Raw genomic sequence first — 17,685 nt, forward strand, 5'->3', positions numbered from 1 at the left:
GACCGGTCCCGGCGGCATGGCACGCAACATCAAGAACAGGAAGAACCCAGATGCAGAAAATCACCACCCAGGCACTGCTCGAGAGTTACGAGGGAGCGCTCGCGTTCAGCAATCCGCTGACCGACACCATCTCCACCGAGCAGTTCTCCGCCGAGTACCCGGAGCGCCCGGAATGGGCGGTGGGCCCGTTCGGCAAGGATGATTCCCTTTCCTTCCGGCAAGTCCAGGACTGGGAGGACCCCACGGGGATCGGCTGGACGGCGGATTCAATCTTCAACCCGTCCATCATGGAGCGGGACGGCAAGCTCTACCTGTTCTACCGTGCATCCCCACGCAAGGAATCAGTCTCCAGCCGCATCGGCGTCGCCGTCCTCGATCCCGAAACCGGCTGGCAGGACAATGCGTCCAATCCGGTGATCTACCCCACCCTGGACAACGAGATCCTTGGCTGCGAGGATCCCAAGGTGTACCAGGCCAACGGCCGGTACTACATGTTCTACAACGGCATCTGGACGATCGACGGCGCCGATCAGCGGGCCGCCGGGAATTCCGATGCCTATCCCCTGGGCGAGGTTGGTTGCGACATCAATGTCGCCGTGTCCGATGACCTGATCCATTGGGAAAAGCTCGGGCTGGCGGTCCCCCACAAGATTTCCCGGTACTGGGCCAAAGGGGCCGTCATCCCGCGAAACGCCCGCGGCGAGGCCGTCAAGATTGGCGGGGACTACCTGATGTACCTGTCCGAGGGCTGCGGCGGGACCACCCACGTGGGCCGGTCCGCCGACATGGTCAACTGGACGTTTGAGCCGCAGGACTACCTGGACCTTGAACCGCTGGGCGGCTCACTGCACGAGGTGGCCTGCGCAATCGTCAATGAAGGCGAACGGACCGAGCTGGTCCTGGACTTCTTCTACGGCGACGCCGACGGCCAGTTCTCCGCGGCGCAGGCACTGTATGACATCAGCCAGCCCTTCACCCAGAAAGCGGTCCACAAGGGCGGGTCGCTGGCATGGGGAGGGCTGCTCAAATTCGGCGGAAGCTGGGTGTTTGCCCAGGGCTGGGACGCTCCCAAGGGATCCCGGGAGATGTACTTCTACCGCGCCGAGCAGGGCTAGCCCACCGGACGCCCGCCGCCGGGGTGCCCCTGTCGGCGGGGTGCCCCTGGCGGCGGGCAGAAGTTACATAGTTGCAACGGCCGGGACACAGCTGCGAAATCGGTGGCGGAGGATACTGGAACTACGCCCTCCCGGGGACGATTCTCATGCTGGCATTGGGGACTACTTGAAGGACTCCGCGCATGCCCACTCCGCTCAACCAGTCCTTGGCTGCCTCTGCCCTTTTGACCAAATCCCTGCCGCTTGGCCTGCTCCGGGCCTTTGTGCAGACTGACGCCGCTGATGACGGGCTGACGCCGCAGCTGCTGGCTGACCTCAAGATCCTGGCCCGCACCCCCGGGCTGCTGGTGGCGTGCAACTATGGGGGAACCCTGTGCACGGCGGAAGGCATCTCGACCGAGACCCTGCCGCTGGCCAGTGCGGCGATCGCTCTCCGCGCGCTCGCGGCGCTGCCCAATACGCACGCCGCCATCATCTCCGGCCGGTCCCTGCGCGACCTCGCGGCCGTCTCACGCCTGCCCGCCGAAGTGCATCTGGTGGGCTCACACGGCACCGAGTTCGACATGGGCTATGCCCACAGCCTCTCGCTGGCCACCGAGTCCGTGCTCCAGCAGACGCATCAGGCGCTTGCCGAAACGATCGGGGCCTACCGGGGCATCAGCATCGAACGCAAGCCCGTCGCGGTTTCCGTCCACACGCGCTCCGCGGCGCCGGACACGGTTGAGCTGGCGGCCCGCAAGGCGGCACGGATTGCCCAGGACAACGGGCTGAACTTCATCGTGGACGGTTCGGTGCTGGACCTTTCGGTCGTCGAGCCGTCCAAGGCCTCGGCCATGGAGCACCTGCGCTCCATGCTGGGCGTCAGTGCGGCCCTCTACGCCGGCGACGCGTCCAGCGACGAGCTGGCCATGGCGACACTGCGCGGGCCGGACATGGCGCTGCGGGTGGGGGAGGGTCCCACCGTGGCGAACCACAGGCTCCGGGACCCGGAGTCGTTCGCCCGCGTCCTGGCGATCCTGTTCGAACTGCGGCGGGCGTGGCTTTTCGGTGAGGACGCCGTCGGGCTGGAACGGCATTCCATGATCGGCAACGGCTCGTCCACCGCCCTGATCACCCCGGACGCGAAGATCTGCTGGATGAGTCACCCGCTGCCGGACTCGGGGTCGCTGTTCGCCCATCTCCTCGGCGGCGATGCGGCCGGCCACTTCTCCGTGGAGCCGGTGAAGTCCTCACAGGTCCTGGGCCAGCGCTACGTGGACAGCACCATGATCGTGGAAACCCGCTGGGCCGACGTCACCGTGACCGACTACCTGGAGCCGGCCCCGGATGGCATCACCAGCCTGGTCCGGGTGCTCTCCGGCACCGGCGTGGCAAGGGTCGTCTTCGCGCCGCGGCCGGACTACGCGAATGCCCCGTTCAGCATGGAAGCGCGCGGCACGGAACTGCACGTCGTGGGCACCGCGGACCCGATCATTCTCCGGGCGCCCGGGGTGGAGTTCACCATCACCTCGGACGGCCGGCACGCCACCGCCACGGGCGAGGTCGACCTGCGGGACGGGCCCGTGGTCCTCAACCTGCGCTGCGGCGACACGGAACCGCAGCCCGCGGTGCCCGACGACGAGACGGGGCGCCGCGCCGCCGTCGCGCATCATTCCCGCCGCTGGGTCCATGAGCTGCAGATGCCCGGCGTCAAACCGTCGCTGGTGCGCCGGTCCGCGCTGGTGCTGCGGGCCCTGGTCCACGAACCCACCGGCGCCGTGCTGGCCGCCCCCACCACCTCGCTGCCGGAGGGAATCGGCGGAACCCGGAACTGGGACTACCGTTACTGCTGGCTGCGGGACGGGTCCATGACCGTCAACGCCCTGGTGGACCTTGGCTCCACCGTCGAGGCCGAGGGCTTCCTGGCCTGGCTGGGCCGGATCCTGGCCCACGCCCCGGGCCCGGAATGGCTGCATCCGCTGTACTCGGTGACCGGGGCGCCGCTGTCCACCGAAGCGATCATCGAGAGCCTGCCCGGCTACGCGGGATCGCGCCCGGTCCGGATCGGCAATGCCGCCGACCACCAGGTGCAGCTGGACGTGTTTGGCCCGATCGCCGAGCTGATCGACGCCCTCAGCGCCCGCCAGGGCGTGCTCTCCGATGCCCACTGGGAACTGATGGTCCAGGTGGCGGCGGCCGTGCTGGCCCGCTGGCATGAGGCGGACCACGGCATCTGGGAGGCCCGGCGGGCGCCGCGGCACCATATCTACACCAAGGTGATGTGTTGGGTGGCGCTGGACCGGGCGCTGCGCACGGCCGCCCGGCATGGCCGGGAACCAGTGCCGGCCTGGGAGCCCACTGCGGCAAGGATCCGGGAGGAAGTCCTGCACGAAGGTTGGGACGAGACGGCGTACTCCTACACCGTGGCGTACGACAGCCCGGACCTGGACGCAGCCGTGCTGCACGTCGGACTCTCCGGCCTGCTGGACGTCAACGACCCCCGCTTCTTGGCCACCGTCACGGCGGTGGAGCGGGAACTGCGGGTGGGGCCCACCGTTTTCCGCTACCGGTACGACGACGGTCTGCCGGGGCTGGAGGGCGGCTTCCACATCTGCACCACGTGGCTGATCGAGGCCTACATCGCCGTGGGCCGGATCGAGGAGGCCTGGGACCTCTTCGACCAGCTGGTCAACCTGTTCGGCCCCACGGGGTTGCTGCCGGAGGAGTACGATCCCGGTACGGAAACGCACTTGGGCAACCATCCCCAGGCGTATTCGCACCTGGGCTTCATCCGCTGCGCCCGGCTCCTGCACGAGCACCAGAGGAACTGAGCGCCGCAGTCAGTGCGTCACGGCAGTCAGTGCTTCACCGCAAGCGGAGCTATTCGCAGCCGACGCCGTCCCCGTCGCGGTCCAGCTTGAGGCTGTAGCCGGGCTGGCCGGCGCGGATGGGGGCCGCGCCGGCGGCACGGACCGCGGCGCAGTTCGCGTAGGACACCGTGGCAGCCGGTGCCTGCGCGGGGGCGGGCGCCGGAGCCATCTGAACCTGCGCAGGGGCTGGCGCCGGTGCTTGCACGGCCGGGGCCGGTGCCGGCGCGGCCTGCGCGGGCGAGGCTGCCGGCTGGTTCGTGGGAGCCACGGCGTTCGGGCAGTCCGACAGGACCCGTGCCATGGCATCGTGCTCGGCCTGGGTCACCCAGAGGCCGTAGCTGGATTTCACCGAAATCTGGCGGGCGACATAGTCGCAGCGGTAGGACTTGTTCGGCGGCAGCCAGGTGGCGGCGTCTCCGTCGCTCTTGCTTTGGTTGGCCGGGCCGTCCACCGCCAGCAGGTTCAGGGGATCGTTGGCGAAGGACAGCCGCTGGGCCGGAGTGAGCTGCTGCGCGCCCTTCTGCCAGGCGTCGCTGAGCGCCACGACGTGGTCGATCTGGACCGCGGTGCTGGTGGCGTTGCCGCGCCGGAAGTTGATGGCGGCGGCGGTGTAGGGGTCGGCCAGGACGCCGGAGAGCACCACGCAGTCCCGCGTTCCGGGCCTGAGGGCGAGGGCCGTGAGGTCGCGGCGGAGCACGTCGTTGCGGGTATCGCAGCCGTTGTGGTCGACGTCGGACCAGGCCGGGCCGAACTGGTCGCGCGAATAGCCGGTCTTCGGCGCGCGGCCCTTGACGGGCAGCGTCGCCAGCACCGCGAGGGCCTTGCTCGCAAAGGCCGGCTGCTGATGCGGGGCGCCGACGCCGGGACCCTCGACACCGGGGGTGGTCTCGGGATCCAGCGGAGCGCTGTCCGGGCCGGCTGACGGGGAGGCGGGGGAGCTCGCGACGGCGGCCGGGGCGGCGGCCGGGGCCGTCCCGGGACTGGCACAGGCCGTGCCGGAAATCAGCAGCAACCCCGCCAGGCCGGCAGCGATCCAGTCGACCGCGCCCATCCTCCGGCCGCGGGCGCCCTTCCCCGGGTTGTCGCCTGAGAGAGTTCCTAGATTGACGCTGCCTGTTTGGGCGCTGGCTGTTTGGGCGCTGCCTGATGTGACCCTGTGCAATTCTTCCCCGCTTCGTGCTGTTGCCCCTGGCATTCGGGGCGGCTTGAGACCGGTCCCAGCCTATCGGCTGTGGATCGGACCGAGAGCGTGTCAGCCGATCCCGGGCCGGGAGGCAGAGAAGATGGCCGGTGCTCCGCCGTCGCCGGTGGCAAGGTCGGCGAGGATCCGGCCCACTGCAGGCGTGAACTTGAATCCGTGGCCGGAGAAGCCGGCGCCGATGACAACCGGGCCGATCCTGTCCAGGACGAAGTTCTCATCCAGGGTGGTGGTGTAGGTGCAGCTGATGTCGGTGAGGGAATCGGCGTCGACCCCGGGCAGCCAGTCCCGGGCGTAGCGCTGCAGGGCCGCCCGCTGCTCCGGCTCCGGGGCGAAGGTCCGCCGGTCCGGGTCCACCACCGGGCCCACCCCGTGCCATCCGGCCTTGATTCCCTCGCCGGGCGTTTGCATGCCGTACACGGGCGACCGCCAGTACGCGTACTCCTCCCCGGGACCGGGCGTGTGGTTGAACCCCGGCCACTGGGCGGCGTCGTCCGTGATCGCGAAGTGCGCTGGCTGCTCCTGGGTGACGGTCAGCCGGGGCACGGGCGCCACACCGGCGAGCAGCTTCGTGGTCCAGCCCCCGGCGGTGACCACGGCCTGCCGCGCGGAGAGCGTCTCGGTCCGGCCGCCGGACTCGAGCGTAAGCCGGACGCCGTCGTCGAGGATCTTCAGCTCGAGGACCTTCACATGATGGCGGATCTCGGCGCCGAGGCCCGCGGCGAGGCGCTGCATCGCCGGCAGCGCGGAGTCCGGGTTCAGCTGGCCGCCGTCGGCCATGTGCAGCACGCGCGACTCGAACCGGATGCCGCGCCAGCGCTCGGAAGCTTCCTCGGGGGAGAGGAACTCCGCCCGGAGTCCCGCGGCAAGCAGGGCGTTCCGGACCTCGGGCAGCCGCGGATCCGCGCCGTGGTTCACGACGCCGGTGCGCGCCAGCAGGCGCTCGCCGCTGTCCGTTTCGAGCTCGTTCCACAGCCTCGCCGCCTCGGCCAGCAGGGCGACGTAGTCCGGATCGGCGTAGCCGGGGTTGAAGTTCCGGGTGGTGCCGTGGGAGGCGCCATTGCGGTGGCCGGGCCCGAACTGCTCCAGCAGGGTCACGTCCGCACCGCGCCGCGCCAGCGCCCACGCGGCGGCGGAGCCCATCGCGCCGCCGCCAATGACCACTGTGTCCAGGGTTGTTTTCAAGGGTCCTCCTCGGGGATGGGTGCCGGCCCGCCCAGCCGGGCAAGACCAGCCGGGGTCAGGCCAGCAGCAGGGCCACGCCAATCATGGCCGGCACTGCTACCACGGTAGTGATCAGCACGGTGTCCTTGGCGACTGTGACGCCGGTGCGGTAACGGCTGGCCGCGACAAACACGTTTTGGGCAGTGGGCAGGGCTGCCGTGACGACGGCAGCGAACAGCGCCTGCTCCTGCATGCCGAGGACAAAGCGGGCAAACAGGTACGCCACCAGCGGGTGGACGATCAGTTTGAAGCCGCTGGCCAGCAGGGTGTCGAGCCGGCGGCCGGTGGAGGCCTGCAACGGCTTGGATCCGTTGAGGCTCATGCCGAAGGCGATCAGCATGGCCGGGATGGCGGCCCCGCCGATCAGGTGGATGGGCTCCATGATCAGCGGCGGTACCTGCCAGCCGGTACCGGCCACCACGAGACCCAGCCCGGTACCGACGATCATCGGGTTCCGCAGGATCATCAGCACGAACCTCAGGGGCGTGGTGCGGTGCGAACTGGTGGTGGCGTCCAGGGCCATGAGGAACATGGGCGTGAAGAAGGCCAGCTGGAAGATCAGCAGGGGCGCCACGTAGCTGGCGTCGCCGAGCACGAAGACGGCGATGGGAATACCGAGGTTGGCCGAGTTGGCCAGGGACGCGCTCATGGAGGAGATGAGGGCCTCGGGTACGGGCCGCTTGAGCGCGAAACGCACGATGCCGAAGAACAGGACCGCCGTCGTCACGGCCCCGACGGCCGTCACGAGCAGCGGCGCGGCAAAGACGTTGTGCAGATTGGCCTTGCTGAGTGTCTCGAACAGCAGGGCCGGGCTGGCGACGAAAAACGTCAGGGCGCTGAGGACGGAGCGGGCGTTCTCGCCCAGTATGTTGCGCCGGCCCACGAACATGCCGACCAAGATGATGGCCCAGACGACGAAGAAGCCTGCCAGGACCCCTAGCATGCGGTTCTCCGCGGCGGGTCGGAAGGGCAGGGGGCAGGGGTCACCGTTCCAGAGTAATCAGCTTTATTCCGCAGGCCGCCCTATTACGCCCGACGGCGTGCTGCCGCGCCGGATGCGCTAGTTGAGCGCGGCGTTGTTCAGGGAGTGCGGCGGGCGCATGAGGCCGGGCGTCATGCCTTCCGCGGGGTCGTTGCCGATCTGGACAATCCTGTTGTCCTGGTCGACGTGGACCACCTTGGGGTTGTACGCCTTCGCCTCGTCCGTGGTCATCTGGGCGTAGGTAATGAGGATGACGATGTCGTTCTCGTGCATCAGGTGCGCGGCGGCACCGTTGATGCCGATCACGCCCGAACCGCGTTCACCGGCGATTGTGTACGTCTCAAGCCGGGCGCCGTTCGTGACGTCGACGATCGCCACGAGCTCCCCGGGAAGGATGTCGGCCGCCTCCAGCAGATCCAGGTCCACGGTGACGGAACCGACGTAGTGAAGGTCCGCGTGGGTGACCGTGGCGCGGTGGATCTTGGATTTGAATATTGTGCGATTCATAACGTCACCAGTCTAGCGCGGGGCCAACCCCGGCGCTGTGGCGTACTGCACACGCCGGGGCCGGTACCCAGCCGGTCCCCCACAGGCGCAGCCAGTCCGGCAGCCAGTCCAGCAGTCCGTCACACGGGCCTGTCCGCGGAAGCCTGACCAAGCGCGCCGGCGGCCGCCGACGGAACGATCGATGCCGCCGTCGCGGCCAGGATTTCGCGGGCCGCCAGCAGGGCGGGCCGCTTGGCACTCGACCGCCGCACCGAGGTGAAGACCGTCCGGTGCGGATCCCCGGGCAGGTCCAGGAGCTGCGCGCTGGTGCCGCGGCCGGTCCACACGAGGTCGGGCATCAGGGCCACCGCATTTCCGGATTCAATCAGCCGGATCTGGGCCTGCAGGTCGGCGGTTTCAAAGCGGACATCGGGCTCAAAGCCGGCGCTCCGGCAGGCCTGCTCGGCCCAGTGCCGGGAGGCGGCCCCGCGGGGTTCCATCACCCAGGCCAGCCCGGCGGTATCCGCCAGCGTCCTGATGTCACCGCGTTCGGGCGACGGCGGCGGCACGGCCAGCCGGATGGCGTCGCGGGTCAGGGCCACACGGTCCAGTTCGGCGTAGTGCGGGGCGGCATGGCCCGGGTATTGCTCGGCGATCACGAGGTCGAAGTCGCGGGCCCACGTTTCGTGAAGGGCGGTTTCCGGCTCCCGCTGGGTCATTTCCACCCGGACTTCCGGGTAGCTGGCGGACATCCTGGTCAGCGTGCCTGGCATGAGTGCCAGGGCTGCGGACTGGAACACCGCAATCCGCACAGTGCCTGTGACCGTGGTCAGCGAGGCCGCGAGGTCCGCTTCCGCCTGCTCCAGGGTCTCAAGGAGCTGGGACGTGTGGGCCACGAGGACTTCGGCCTGGGGGGTCAGCTGCACCCGCCGCCCGGTCTTTCTCAGCAGCTCCACCCCGGCCTCCTTCTCAAGGAGGGCCAGCTGCTGAGAGACTGACGATGGGCTGTACTGGAGCGCTTCGGCTACTTCGGCCAAAGTGCCCCGGATCTTCAGTTCGCGCAGCAGTCGCAAGCGCCGGACGTCCAACATCGCTTTTCCCTTACGAATTCTAATGGTTATTGATTAAGAGAATTCACTTTATCTAATGCAATCGGGCTTGCATACTGTTGCCACTCGGTAACGCCCATCACGGCGTGTATTGGTGGGCATCACACCTAAGCAGGAGGCCCTGATGGCTACACAGGATTCGTCTCAGTCGATCATGCGGCGCAAGCCCATCGACGACATCGAAGAAGAAAACAAGCACAGCGGATTGCACAGGAGCCTGGGGCTCTGGCAGCTGACGGCCATCGGCGTTGGCGGCATTATCGGTGTCGGCATCTTCTCTTTGGCGGGCCTTGTGGCCCACGGCAGCGCGAGCGAGCCTGGCGTCGGCCCGGCTGTGCTCGTCTCGTTCCTGATCGCAGGCCTCGCATCCGCCGCCGCGGCGCTGTCCTATGCCGAGTTCGCCGGCATGATCCCGCGGGCTGGCTCGGCCTACACCTACGGCTACGTTGCGCTCGGCGAGATTATCGGCTGGTTCATCGGTTGGGACCTGTTGCTGGAATACATCGCCATCGTGGCCGTGGTGGCCATCGGCATTTCGGGCTACTTCGACGCAGCCCTTTCCGGCATAGGCATCCACATGCCCGTCTGGATGACGGCGACGCCGGATGAGGGCACCGGCGGCATCATCAACCTTCCCGCGATCCTGGTCTGCCTGCTGGTGACCTGGATCCTCTCCCGCGGCACCAAGACCTTTGGGCGCTTCGAGGTGATTGCCGTCGGCATCAAAGTGTTCCTGATCCTGTTCATCATCGGCCTGGGCATCTTCTACATCAACACCAACAACTACAACCCGTTCTTCCCCAGTGGCTTCGGCCCCGTGGTGGCCGGCTCGGCTACCGTGTTCTTCGCGGTGTTCGGCTACGACGCCATGAGTACCGCTGCGGAGGAAGCGACGGACGGCAAAAAGCACATGCCGAAGGCGATCATCCTCTCGCTGATCATCGCCATGCTGCTCTATGTCGCAGCAACCCTGGTGCTCACCGGCATGCAGAACTTCACGGAGATCGACCCCAAGGCCGGCTTCGCCTCCGCCTTCAACAGCGTCGGGCTGCCGGTGATCGCCACGATCATCTCCGTGTTCGCCGTCCTGTCCATCCTCACCGTGATGCTGACCTTCCTTCTCGGCGTCACCCGCGTCTGGTTCTCGATGAGCCGCGACGGGCTGCTGCCCGGCTGGTTCTCGAAGACGGACCGGAACGGCACACCGCAGCGCGTGACCTGGATTGCCGGCGCCGGGGCCGCAGTGCTGGCCGGCATCCTTCCGATCAAGGCCGTGGCAGACCTGACCAACATCGGCATCCTCGCCGCGTTCGTCGTCGTGTGCGTGTCGGTGATCGTGTTCCGCTACAAGAAGCCCGACGCCCCGCGGACCTTCCGCCTGCCGCTGATGCCGCTGGTTCCGGCGTTCGGTGTGTTTGCCTCGCTGTTCCTGATGTTCCAGCTGCACTGGGAAACCTGGCTGCGGTTCGTCGTCTGGCTTGTGGTCGGCCTGATCATCTACTTCACCTACGGCCGCAAGAACTCGCTGATGAACCCGGACAGCCCGCGGCACGAGGAGATCGTGGAGATGCACCGCCCCCTGACGTAACCCGCCCACCACTGCCCCCGCCCCGCCCCGCCCCGGCGCTTCCGACCCGCCCGTCGTTGCGCTATCACTTATGGCTCCCATCCGCCGGTTTTGGGGACCATAAGTGACAGGGCAACGGGGGTTCTTGGTGCGTTCGGCGCGGTGGTTTCCGAACGTTCGGACAGGATTTCGAAGCTTCGGTATTTCTAACCGGTATTGCTCAGAAAACATCGCTTTATCTTATGAAAATCCGGTCGCATACTGATTCATAAGAGGTCCACATTTTGAGAAAGAACGAGTTCCAGCCATGACCAACATCTCCACGGAGTCCGGCGCAGCCACCGGAAACGCAGCAGCCGGCGCCGCAGGCATCGAAGCCACGCACGCCGCCGTTTCGGAAGGCTCGACGGTCCTTGAGGCCGCAGCCCTGGCCGAGGACACCATTGCGCTGGTGCGCCACTGGCTCACCGAAGCCGCCAAGGTGCCCGTCGACGCCTCGGCCGAGCAGCTCGCCGGTGTGCTGAAGGACCCCAACGGCCTGGACTTCACGGTCGGGTTCGTCGATGGCGTCGTCCGTCCCGAAGACCTGCAGGTCGCCGCACGCAACCTCGCCGCCCTGGCCCCCAAGGTCCCCGCGTTCCTGCCCTGGTACATGCGCCGTGCGGTCCAGCTCGGCGGCACCATGGCCCCGGTCCTGCCGCAGGTGGTCATCCCGGTTGCCCGCCGCGTGCTCCGCGAGATGGTCGGCCACCTCATTGTCGACGCCACCGACGCCAAGCTGGGCCCGGCCATCGCCAAGATCCGCAAGGACGGCATCAAGCTCAACGTCAACCTCCTCGGCGAGGCCGTACTCGGCGAGCACGAGGCCTCCCGCCGGCTCGAAGGCACCCACACCCTGCTGTCCCGGCCCGACGTCGACTACGTCTCGATCAAGGTCTCCTCCACCGTGGCCCCGCACTCCGCCTGGGCCTTCGATGAAGCTGTGGAGCACGTCGTGGAGAAGCTCACTCCGCTCTTCACCCGCGCCGCCTCCTTCGCCACCGGCGGGCAGAAGGCCAAGTTCATCAACCTGGACATGGAGGAATACAAGGACCTGGACATGACCATCGCGGTCTTCACCCGGATCCTGGACAAGCCCGAGTTCAAGAACCTCGAGGCCGGCATCGTGCTCCAGGCCTACCTCCCGGATGCGCTCTCCGCCATGATCCGCCTGCAGGACTGGGCCGCCGCCCGCCGCGCCGAGGGCGGCGCCGCCATCAAGGTCCGCGTCGTCAAGGGCGCCAACCTGCCCATGGAACAGGTCGAAGCCTCCCTGCACGACTGGCCGCTGGCCACCTGGAACACCAAGCAGGACTCGGACACCAACTACAAGCGCGTCATCAACTACTCGCTGCACCCGGACCGGATTGGCAACATCCGGATCGGCGTCGCCGGGCACAACCTCTTCGATATCGCCTTCGCCTGGCTCCTGGCCAAGCAGCGCGGCATCGCGGATACCGCAGAGCAGAACATCGAATTCGAGATGCTGCTCGGCATGGCCCAGGGCCAGGCCGAGGCCGTCAAGAAGGACGTCGGCTCGCTCCTGCTCTACACGCCCGTGGTCCACCCGGCCGAGTTCGATGTCGCGATCGCCTACCTGATCCGCCGCCTCGAAGAGGGCGCCAGCCAGGACAACTTCATGTCCGCCGTCTTCGAACTCAGCGAGAACGAAGCCCTCTTCGAGCGTGAGAAGCAGCGCTTCCTCTCCTCCCTTGCCAAGCTCGACGACGAGGTCCCGGGCCCGAACCGCCTGCAGAACCGCGCCCTCCCGGCCGCGCCGCTGCCGCGCGACTCCTTCGAGAACACCCCGGACACCGATCCGTCGCTGCCCGCGAACCGCGCCTGGGGCCGCGCCATCCTGGGCCGCGTCACGACCTCGACCCTGGGCAATGCCGCCGTCGAAGCCGCCACCATCAACGATGCCGCGACCCTGAACACGGTCATCGAGACCGCCGTCGAGAAGGGCAAGGCCTGGGGCGCACTCTCCGGCGCCGAGCGCGCCGAGATCCTGCACCGCGCCGGCGACGTCCTCGAGGCCCGCCGCGCGGACCTCCTTGAGGTCATGGCCAGCGAGACCGGCAAGACGATCGACCAGGGCGATCCCGAGATCAGCGAGGCTGTCGACTTCGCGCACTACTACGCCGAGTCTGCCCGCAAGCTCGACGACGTCGACGGGGCCACGTTCGTCCCGGCCAAGCTCACCGTCGTGACCCCGCCGTGGAACTTCCCGGTCGCCATCCCGGCCGGCTCCACCCTCGCGGCCCTCGCCGCCGGGTCCGCCGTCGTGATCAAGCCCGCCAAGCAGGCCCGCCGCAGCGGTGCCGTGATGATCGAGGCCCTCTGGGAGGCCGGCGTTCCCCGCGACGTCCTCACCATGGTCCAGCTGGGCGAGCGCGAACTGGGCCAGCAGCTGATCTCCCACCCGGCCGTGGACCGGATCATCCTGACCGGCGGCTACGAGACCGCCGAGCTGTTCCGCTCCTTCCGCAAGGACCTGCCCCTGCTGGCCGAAACCAGCGGCAAGAACGCCATCATCGTCACCCCGAGCGCGGACCTGGACCTCGCGGCCAAGGACGTCGCGTACTCCGCCTTCGGCCATGCCGGCCAGAAGTGCTCCGCCGCGTCGCTGGTGATCCTCGTGGGCTCCGTGGCCAAGTCCAAGCGTTTCCACAACCAGCTGGTCGACGCCGTCACCTCCTTGAAGGTCGGCTACCCGGAGGACCCGGCAAGCCAGATGGGCCCGATCATCGAGCCCGCCAACGGCAAGCTCCTCAACGCCCTCACCACGCTCGGCGAGGGCGAGACCTGGGCCGTCGAGCCGCGGAAGCTCGATGAAACCGGCAAGCTCTGGAGCCCCGGCGTCCGCTCGGGCGTCCGCCGAGGATCCTACTTCCACCTCACCGAGTTCTTCGGCCCGGTCCTCGGCGTCATGACCGCGGAGACCCTCGAGGAGGCCATCGCGATCCAGAACCAGATCGACTATGGCCTCACCGCGGGCCTGCACTCGCTGAACACCGAAGAGCTGGGGATCTGGCTGGACACCATCCAGGCCGGCAACCTCTACGTCAACCGCGGCATCACCGGTGCGATCGTCCAGCGCCAGCCCTTCGGCGGCTGGAAGAAATCCGCCGTCGGCGCCGGCACCAAAGCCGGCGGGCCGAACTACCTCGTCGGCCTCGGCGAATGGACGTCCAAGCCCAGCACCGCCGCCGGCACCCCGGGCGCCGCTCCCCTCCACGCCGGAGTCCGCCGGATCGAGGACGCCGCCAAGGGCTTCCTGACCGCGGATGAACTCGCGCCGCTGCAGCGCGCCCTGGCCTCCGACGCCCGCGCCTGGGCCGAGGAGTTCGGCACCGCGAAGGACGTCTCCGGCCTGAGCGCCGAGCGCAACGTCTTCCGCTACCGTGCACTGCCCGTCACGGTACGCCTCTCCGAAGGCGAGCCGCTCGCCGCGCTCGTGCGGACCCTCGCCGCCGGCGTCCTGGCCGGGTCCGTCCTGACGGTTTCCACCGCCGTCGAACTGCCCGCCCAGCTGAGCGCCATCCTGTCCGGCCTGGGCATCGCGGCCACCGTGGAGAACGACGCCGACTGGCTGGCGTCCGCCGGCACGCTCGCCGCGGCCGGCAAGCTCTCCGGCGCCCGGATCCGGCTGATCGGCGGGGACGCCAAGGCCCTGGCCGAGGCCACGGGCGGCCGCCCGGACCTGGCGGTGTACGTCCACCCCGTCACCGAATCCGGACGGGTGGAACTGCTGCCGTTCCTGCACGAGCAGGCCATCAGCATCACCGCGCACCGCTTCGGCACGCCCAACCACATCTCGGATGCGCTGATCTAGGGAGCTGTTGCCCTAGCCCGGGCGTGCTAAAACGCCATCGCCGCCGTGCAGGCACTGTAAGGTGCGGCACGGCGGCGACGTCGTTAAGCGGCGAAGGCGTATAGGCGGCAGGCGTTGGCGGCGGCGTTAGGGGCAGGCTTGAAGCGCCGGGTGGCCTCGCTGAAGTATTAGCCGAAGTACCAGCCCGGCGGAACCCACGAGGCCGGGACCGCGTGGGCGGAGAAGTCATCGCAGCCCGAGCAGAAGTACGTGACTTCGCCGAGCTTGCTGACGGAGCCGTCCCTGCGGTGCGTGGCCGGGACGAAGGTCTCCAGGTAAATGAACTCGTCCGTGCCGCAGCGTTCGCAGTACGGGCTGGCCACATATTCGGATTCCGCCAGGGTGGCCGGGCGAATTCCCCGGTGGCCCGCGGCCGTGTGCTGGGCGGTGCTGGAATGCTGCACCGGGGTGCCCGGGTGGTGAACTGGCGCCGCCGGATGCGCCGGCACAGTTACCGGGTGGCCGGTCCGTGTCGGGCGGGCGGCAACTGGTGCGGCGGGGCGTGAGCGGTTTATGGCTGGCATCATTGTCGGCCTATCCCGAACGCCGCGGCGCCAGCCATGCGGCAGCGACGGACAGCGTTCGTTAATCGAAATCGTTGTCGTGGGCCTCTGCTTGACCTCGAACGGTTGATCTTGAGTAATGTCAGGATAGATGAAGTACCTGTACCGTTCAATGGTCAAGTAAGTACAGCCGCCGCCCGGGTAGCCCCCCGCGTAGGTACCGTGGACGGATTCGCGCCCCGCCCCCACGGCCGCCCAGCGGCAAATCCGCTCGGCAAACCCCACTCCAGGCTGGCGTCAGGCACGGCGTCAGGCCGGGATCAGGCATGGCGTCAGGCCGGGCGTTTCAGGGTCCGGCCCACGATCGCCTGGGTGAGGGCATCGATCACCTCGGTATTGGCCAGCGGGTTGCGGATGAGAGTGAAGTCCACGTCACCCACCGGCGGCAGGTCGAAGCGGCGGGTGATGATTTTCAGGTCTTCCGGCACCAGGGAGGAGGGCATGACGGCCACCCCAATCCCGGCCCGGACAGCGGCCAGGACGCCGCTGATCTGCCGCGTGGTGCAGGTGATCCGCCACGTGCGGCCGGTGGCCTCGAGGGCATCGATGGCCAGTTTCCGGCTCAGGCTGGGGGAGGGATAGGCGATCAGCGGGACATGATCGCCCGGATCCAGTACGGTCTGCTCCAGGCCGACCCAGGCGAAGGCGTCCTGCTGGACCACGGTCCCGTCCTTGGCCCCCGCCACCCATTTCACAAATACGAGGTCCAGTTGCCCCGCGTTGAGGCGCTTGTAGAGCTGATCGCTCTGGCCCACCGTCAGCTCGAGGTTGATCTGCGGATAAATCTGCCGGAACTCCCGGAGAATGCGGGGCAGCCCGGTGATGGCGAGGTCGTCGGCCGTGCCGAAGCGCAGGCGGCCGCGCATGGCGGATCCGGAGAAGTAGCGGCTGGCGGCATCGTGCGCGGCGAGGATGCTGCGGGCAAATCCGGCCATCGCGTCGCCGTTGTCCGTCAGCCGCACATCCCGGGTATCCCGGGCGATCAGCACCCGCTTGGCGGCGGACTCGAGTTTGCGGACATGCTGGCTGACAGTGGGCTGGGCCAGGCCGAGGCGTTCGGCGGCCTTGGTGAAACTCAGGGTTTCGGCCACGGCCAGGAAGGAGCGCAGCTGGGCGGGTTCGAACATGGGGTCTCCCGGATCGGGTGCCGCCAACGCGGCATTGCGTTTCGTAATGCTAGTTATGCGGGGAATACGCTTCCATAATCTCCTGGGGCCAGCCTAGCGTTAAGTCCATCCCACTCACCCGCTCTTTTAGAGGACTTTTCCGTGGCACCCCCTCCGCCGCTAGAGGCAAACGCAGCTTCCCTGCCGGACACCATCACCCAACCCATCGCCGTCGTCAACGAGCGCCTTCCGTGGCGCCACACCTTTATTTCGCTGAAGGTCCGCAACTTCCGGATTTTCGCGATCGGACACTTCATCGCCGTGATCGCGCTCTGGATGCAGCGGATCGCCCAGGACTGGCTGGTGCTCCAGCTCTCCGGTTCCGTCACCGCCGTCGGCATCACCGTGGCCCTGCAGTTCCTGCCGTCCCTGTTCCTGGGCCCGTGGGCCGGCATGATGGCGGACCGGTTCGCGAAGCGGAAAATCCTCATGCTGTGCCAGTCGGTGGCCGCCGCCCTGGCCGCGGCCCTCGCCGTCCTGGCGCTTAGCCAGCGGATCGAGGTGGGGCACGTCTACGCGATCGCCCTGCTGCTGGGCCTGGTCACCGTGCTGGACCAGCCCGCCCGCCAGGTGTTCGTCAACGAACTCGTGGGCCCCCGCTACCTGCGGAACGCGATCAGCGTGAACTCCACGATCTTCCAGCTCGGCGGGCTGATCGGTCCCGCGATCGCCGGTATCCTGCTGACCGCCGTGGGTGCCGGCTGGGCCTTTGCCGCCAACGCCGTGGCCTGCTGCTTCACGGTGGCCATGCTCCTGAGCCTGCGCAAGGACCAGCTGCATGTCAGCGTCCCGGCCCCCAAGCGCCGGGGCATGCTGAAGGAAGGGCTGGATTACGCGCTCAGCAAGCCGACCATTTACTGGCCGTGGCTGATGGCCGGTTTCATTGCCGTGTTCGCGATGAGCCTGCCGGTGCTGTTGGCGGCGTTCGCCGACCACGTGTACGACGCCGGTGCCGGCGGCTACGGCCTGCTCAACACCCTCGTGGCCCTGGGGGCGCTGGCCGGCGCCGTCACCTCGGCCCGGCGGCGTGCCCTGCGGCTGCGCTCGGTGGTGCTGGGTGCGGGGATGTACGGGCTCATGCTGTGCCTGGCATCCGCGGCGCCGTCGATGCCCTGGTTCGGCGTTGTCATGGTGCTCGCCGGTTTCTGGTGCCTTATGTTCCTGACCGCCGCGAATCAGCTGGTCCAGGTCAGCGCCAACCTGGCCATCCGCGGGCGCGTCATGAGCCTGTACATCATGGTGCTGATCGGCGGGCAGGCTATCGGCGGCCCGATGATCGGCTGGCTCGCCGAGCACACGAACCCGCACACCGCCGTCCTGATCTCCGGGGGCGTGCCGTTGCTGGCCGCCGCGACCATCGCCGTCGTCCTCGCGCGGCGCGGGCAGCTCATGCTCAAGGTGGATTTGAAGGACCGGCGCCGGTTGCTGCGGATCGTCCGGACTTCGGACGGACGGCAGGCAACCGCAGCACCGTAGCCTTTTCGCGCCGGAATAGGACAGCCGCCGCGTGGAT

General features: G+C 68.1%; 12 protein-coding genes. 5 read left to right on the forward strand and 7 right to left on the reverse strand.

The annotated features are described in order from the left end of the window. Positions 1-50 precede the first annotated feature (50 nt). Both AC1DDO_RS19010 and AC1DDO_RS19015 read left to right on the forward strand, forming a co-directional pair. Positions 51-1,115 (forward strand): glycoside hydrolase family 130 protein, encoded by a 1,065-nt coding sequence (locus AC1DDO_RS19010; RefSeq protein ID WP_476867922.1) that lies wholly within the window; start codon positions 51-53, stop codon positions 1,113-1,115. Between the two features lie 182 nt (positions 1,116-1,297). Continuing rightward, on the forward strand, positions 1,298-3,925 hold the full coding sequence (locus AC1DDO_RS19015) for a trehalase-like domain-containing protein (RefSeq protein WP_476867923.1): 2,628 nt from the start codon (positions 1,298-1,300) through the stop codon (positions 3,923-3,925). A gap of 49 nt (positions 3,926-3,974) precedes the next feature. Here AC1DDO_RS19015 and AC1DDO_RS19020 read toward each other — a convergent pair whose 3' ends face one another. The 5 genes from AC1DDO_RS19020 to AC1DDO_RS19040 all read right to left on the reverse strand — a co-directional run bounded on the left by AC1DDO_RS19020 (position 3,975) and on the right by AC1DDO_RS19040 (position 8,945). After that, positions 3,975-5,015, reverse strand: a complete 1,041-nt coding sequence (locus tag AC1DDO_RS19020; RefSeq protein ID WP_476867924.1) for a GmrSD restriction endonuclease domain-containing protein — start codon at positions 5,013-5,015, stop codon at positions 3,975-3,977. Between the two features lie 201 nt (positions 5,016-5,216). After that, complete coding sequence (locus AC1DDO_RS19025; protein ID WP_476867925.1) at positions 5,217-6,347, reverse strand: FAD-dependent oxidoreductase; 1,131 nt, start codon at positions 6,345-6,347, stop codon at positions 5,217-5,219. 55 nt (positions 6,348-6,402) lie between these two features. Further along, positions 6,403-7,329, reverse strand: a complete 927-nt coding sequence (locus AC1DDO_RS19030; protein WP_476867926.1) for an AEC family transporter — start codon at positions 7,327-7,329, stop codon at positions 6,403-6,405. Between the two features lie 117 nt (positions 7,330-7,446). Continuing rightward, a complete protein-coding gene (gene panD, locus AC1DDO_RS19035) occupies positions 7,447-7,875 on the reverse strand; it encodes an aspartate 1-decarboxylase (RefSeq protein WP_441411214.1) in 429 nt (142 codons plus the stop codon). A gap of 119 nt (positions 7,876-7,994) precedes the next feature. Then, complete coding sequence (locus AC1DDO_RS19040; protein WP_476867928.1) at positions 7,995-8,945, reverse strand: LysR family transcriptional regulator; 951 nt, start codon at positions 8,943-8,945, stop codon at positions 7,995-7,997. A 142-nt stretch (positions 8,946-9,087) separates the two neighbouring features. On the opposite strand from AC1DDO_RS19040, the gene AC1DDO_RS19045 reads away from it, so the two are divergent. Beyond that, positions 9,088-10,551: an amino acid permease gene (locus tag AC1DDO_RS19045; RefSeq protein WP_476867929.1), complete on the forward strand. Its 1,464-nt coding sequence runs from the start codon at positions 9,088-9,090 to the stop codon at positions 10,549-10,551. A 286-nt stretch (positions 10,552-10,837) separates the two neighbouring features. Beyond that, positions 10,838-14,404 (forward strand): bifunctional proline dehydrogenase/L-glutamate gamma-semialdehyde dehydrogenase, encoded by a 3,567-nt coding sequence (locus tag AC1DDO_RS19050; protein ID WP_476972507.1) that lies wholly within the window; start codon positions 10,838-10,840, stop codon positions 14,402-14,404. 167 nt (positions 14,405-14,571) lie between these two features. Here AC1DDO_RS19050 and AC1DDO_RS19055 read toward each other — a convergent pair whose 3' ends face one another. Both AC1DDO_RS19055 and AC1DDO_RS19060 read right to left on the reverse strand, forming a co-directional pair. Next, positions 14,572-14,847 carry a hypothetical protein gene (locus AC1DDO_RS19055; protein WP_441411218.1) on the reverse strand — a complete coding sequence of 92 codons (276 nt, stop codon included), beginning with the start codon at positions 14,845-14,847 and terminating at the stop codon, positions 14,572-14,574. A gap of 431 nt (positions 14,848-15,278) precedes the next feature. After that, a complete protein-coding gene (locus AC1DDO_RS19060; RefSeq protein WP_441411219.1) occupies positions 15,279-16,133 on the reverse strand; it encodes a LysR substrate-binding domain-containing protein in 855 nt (284 codons plus the stop codon). 141 nt (positions 16,134-16,274) lie between these two features. On the opposite strand from AC1DDO_RS19060, the gene AC1DDO_RS19065 reads away from it, so the two are divergent. After that, entirely contained in the window at positions 16,275-17,648 is a 1,374-nt protein-coding gene (locus AC1DDO_RS19065; protein ID WP_476867931.1) for an MFS transporter, read from the forward strand. The last annotated feature ends 37 nt before the right edge of the window (positions 17,649-17,685 follow it).

It is taken from the genome of Arthrobacter sp. 10N43, from assembly GCF_056394525.1.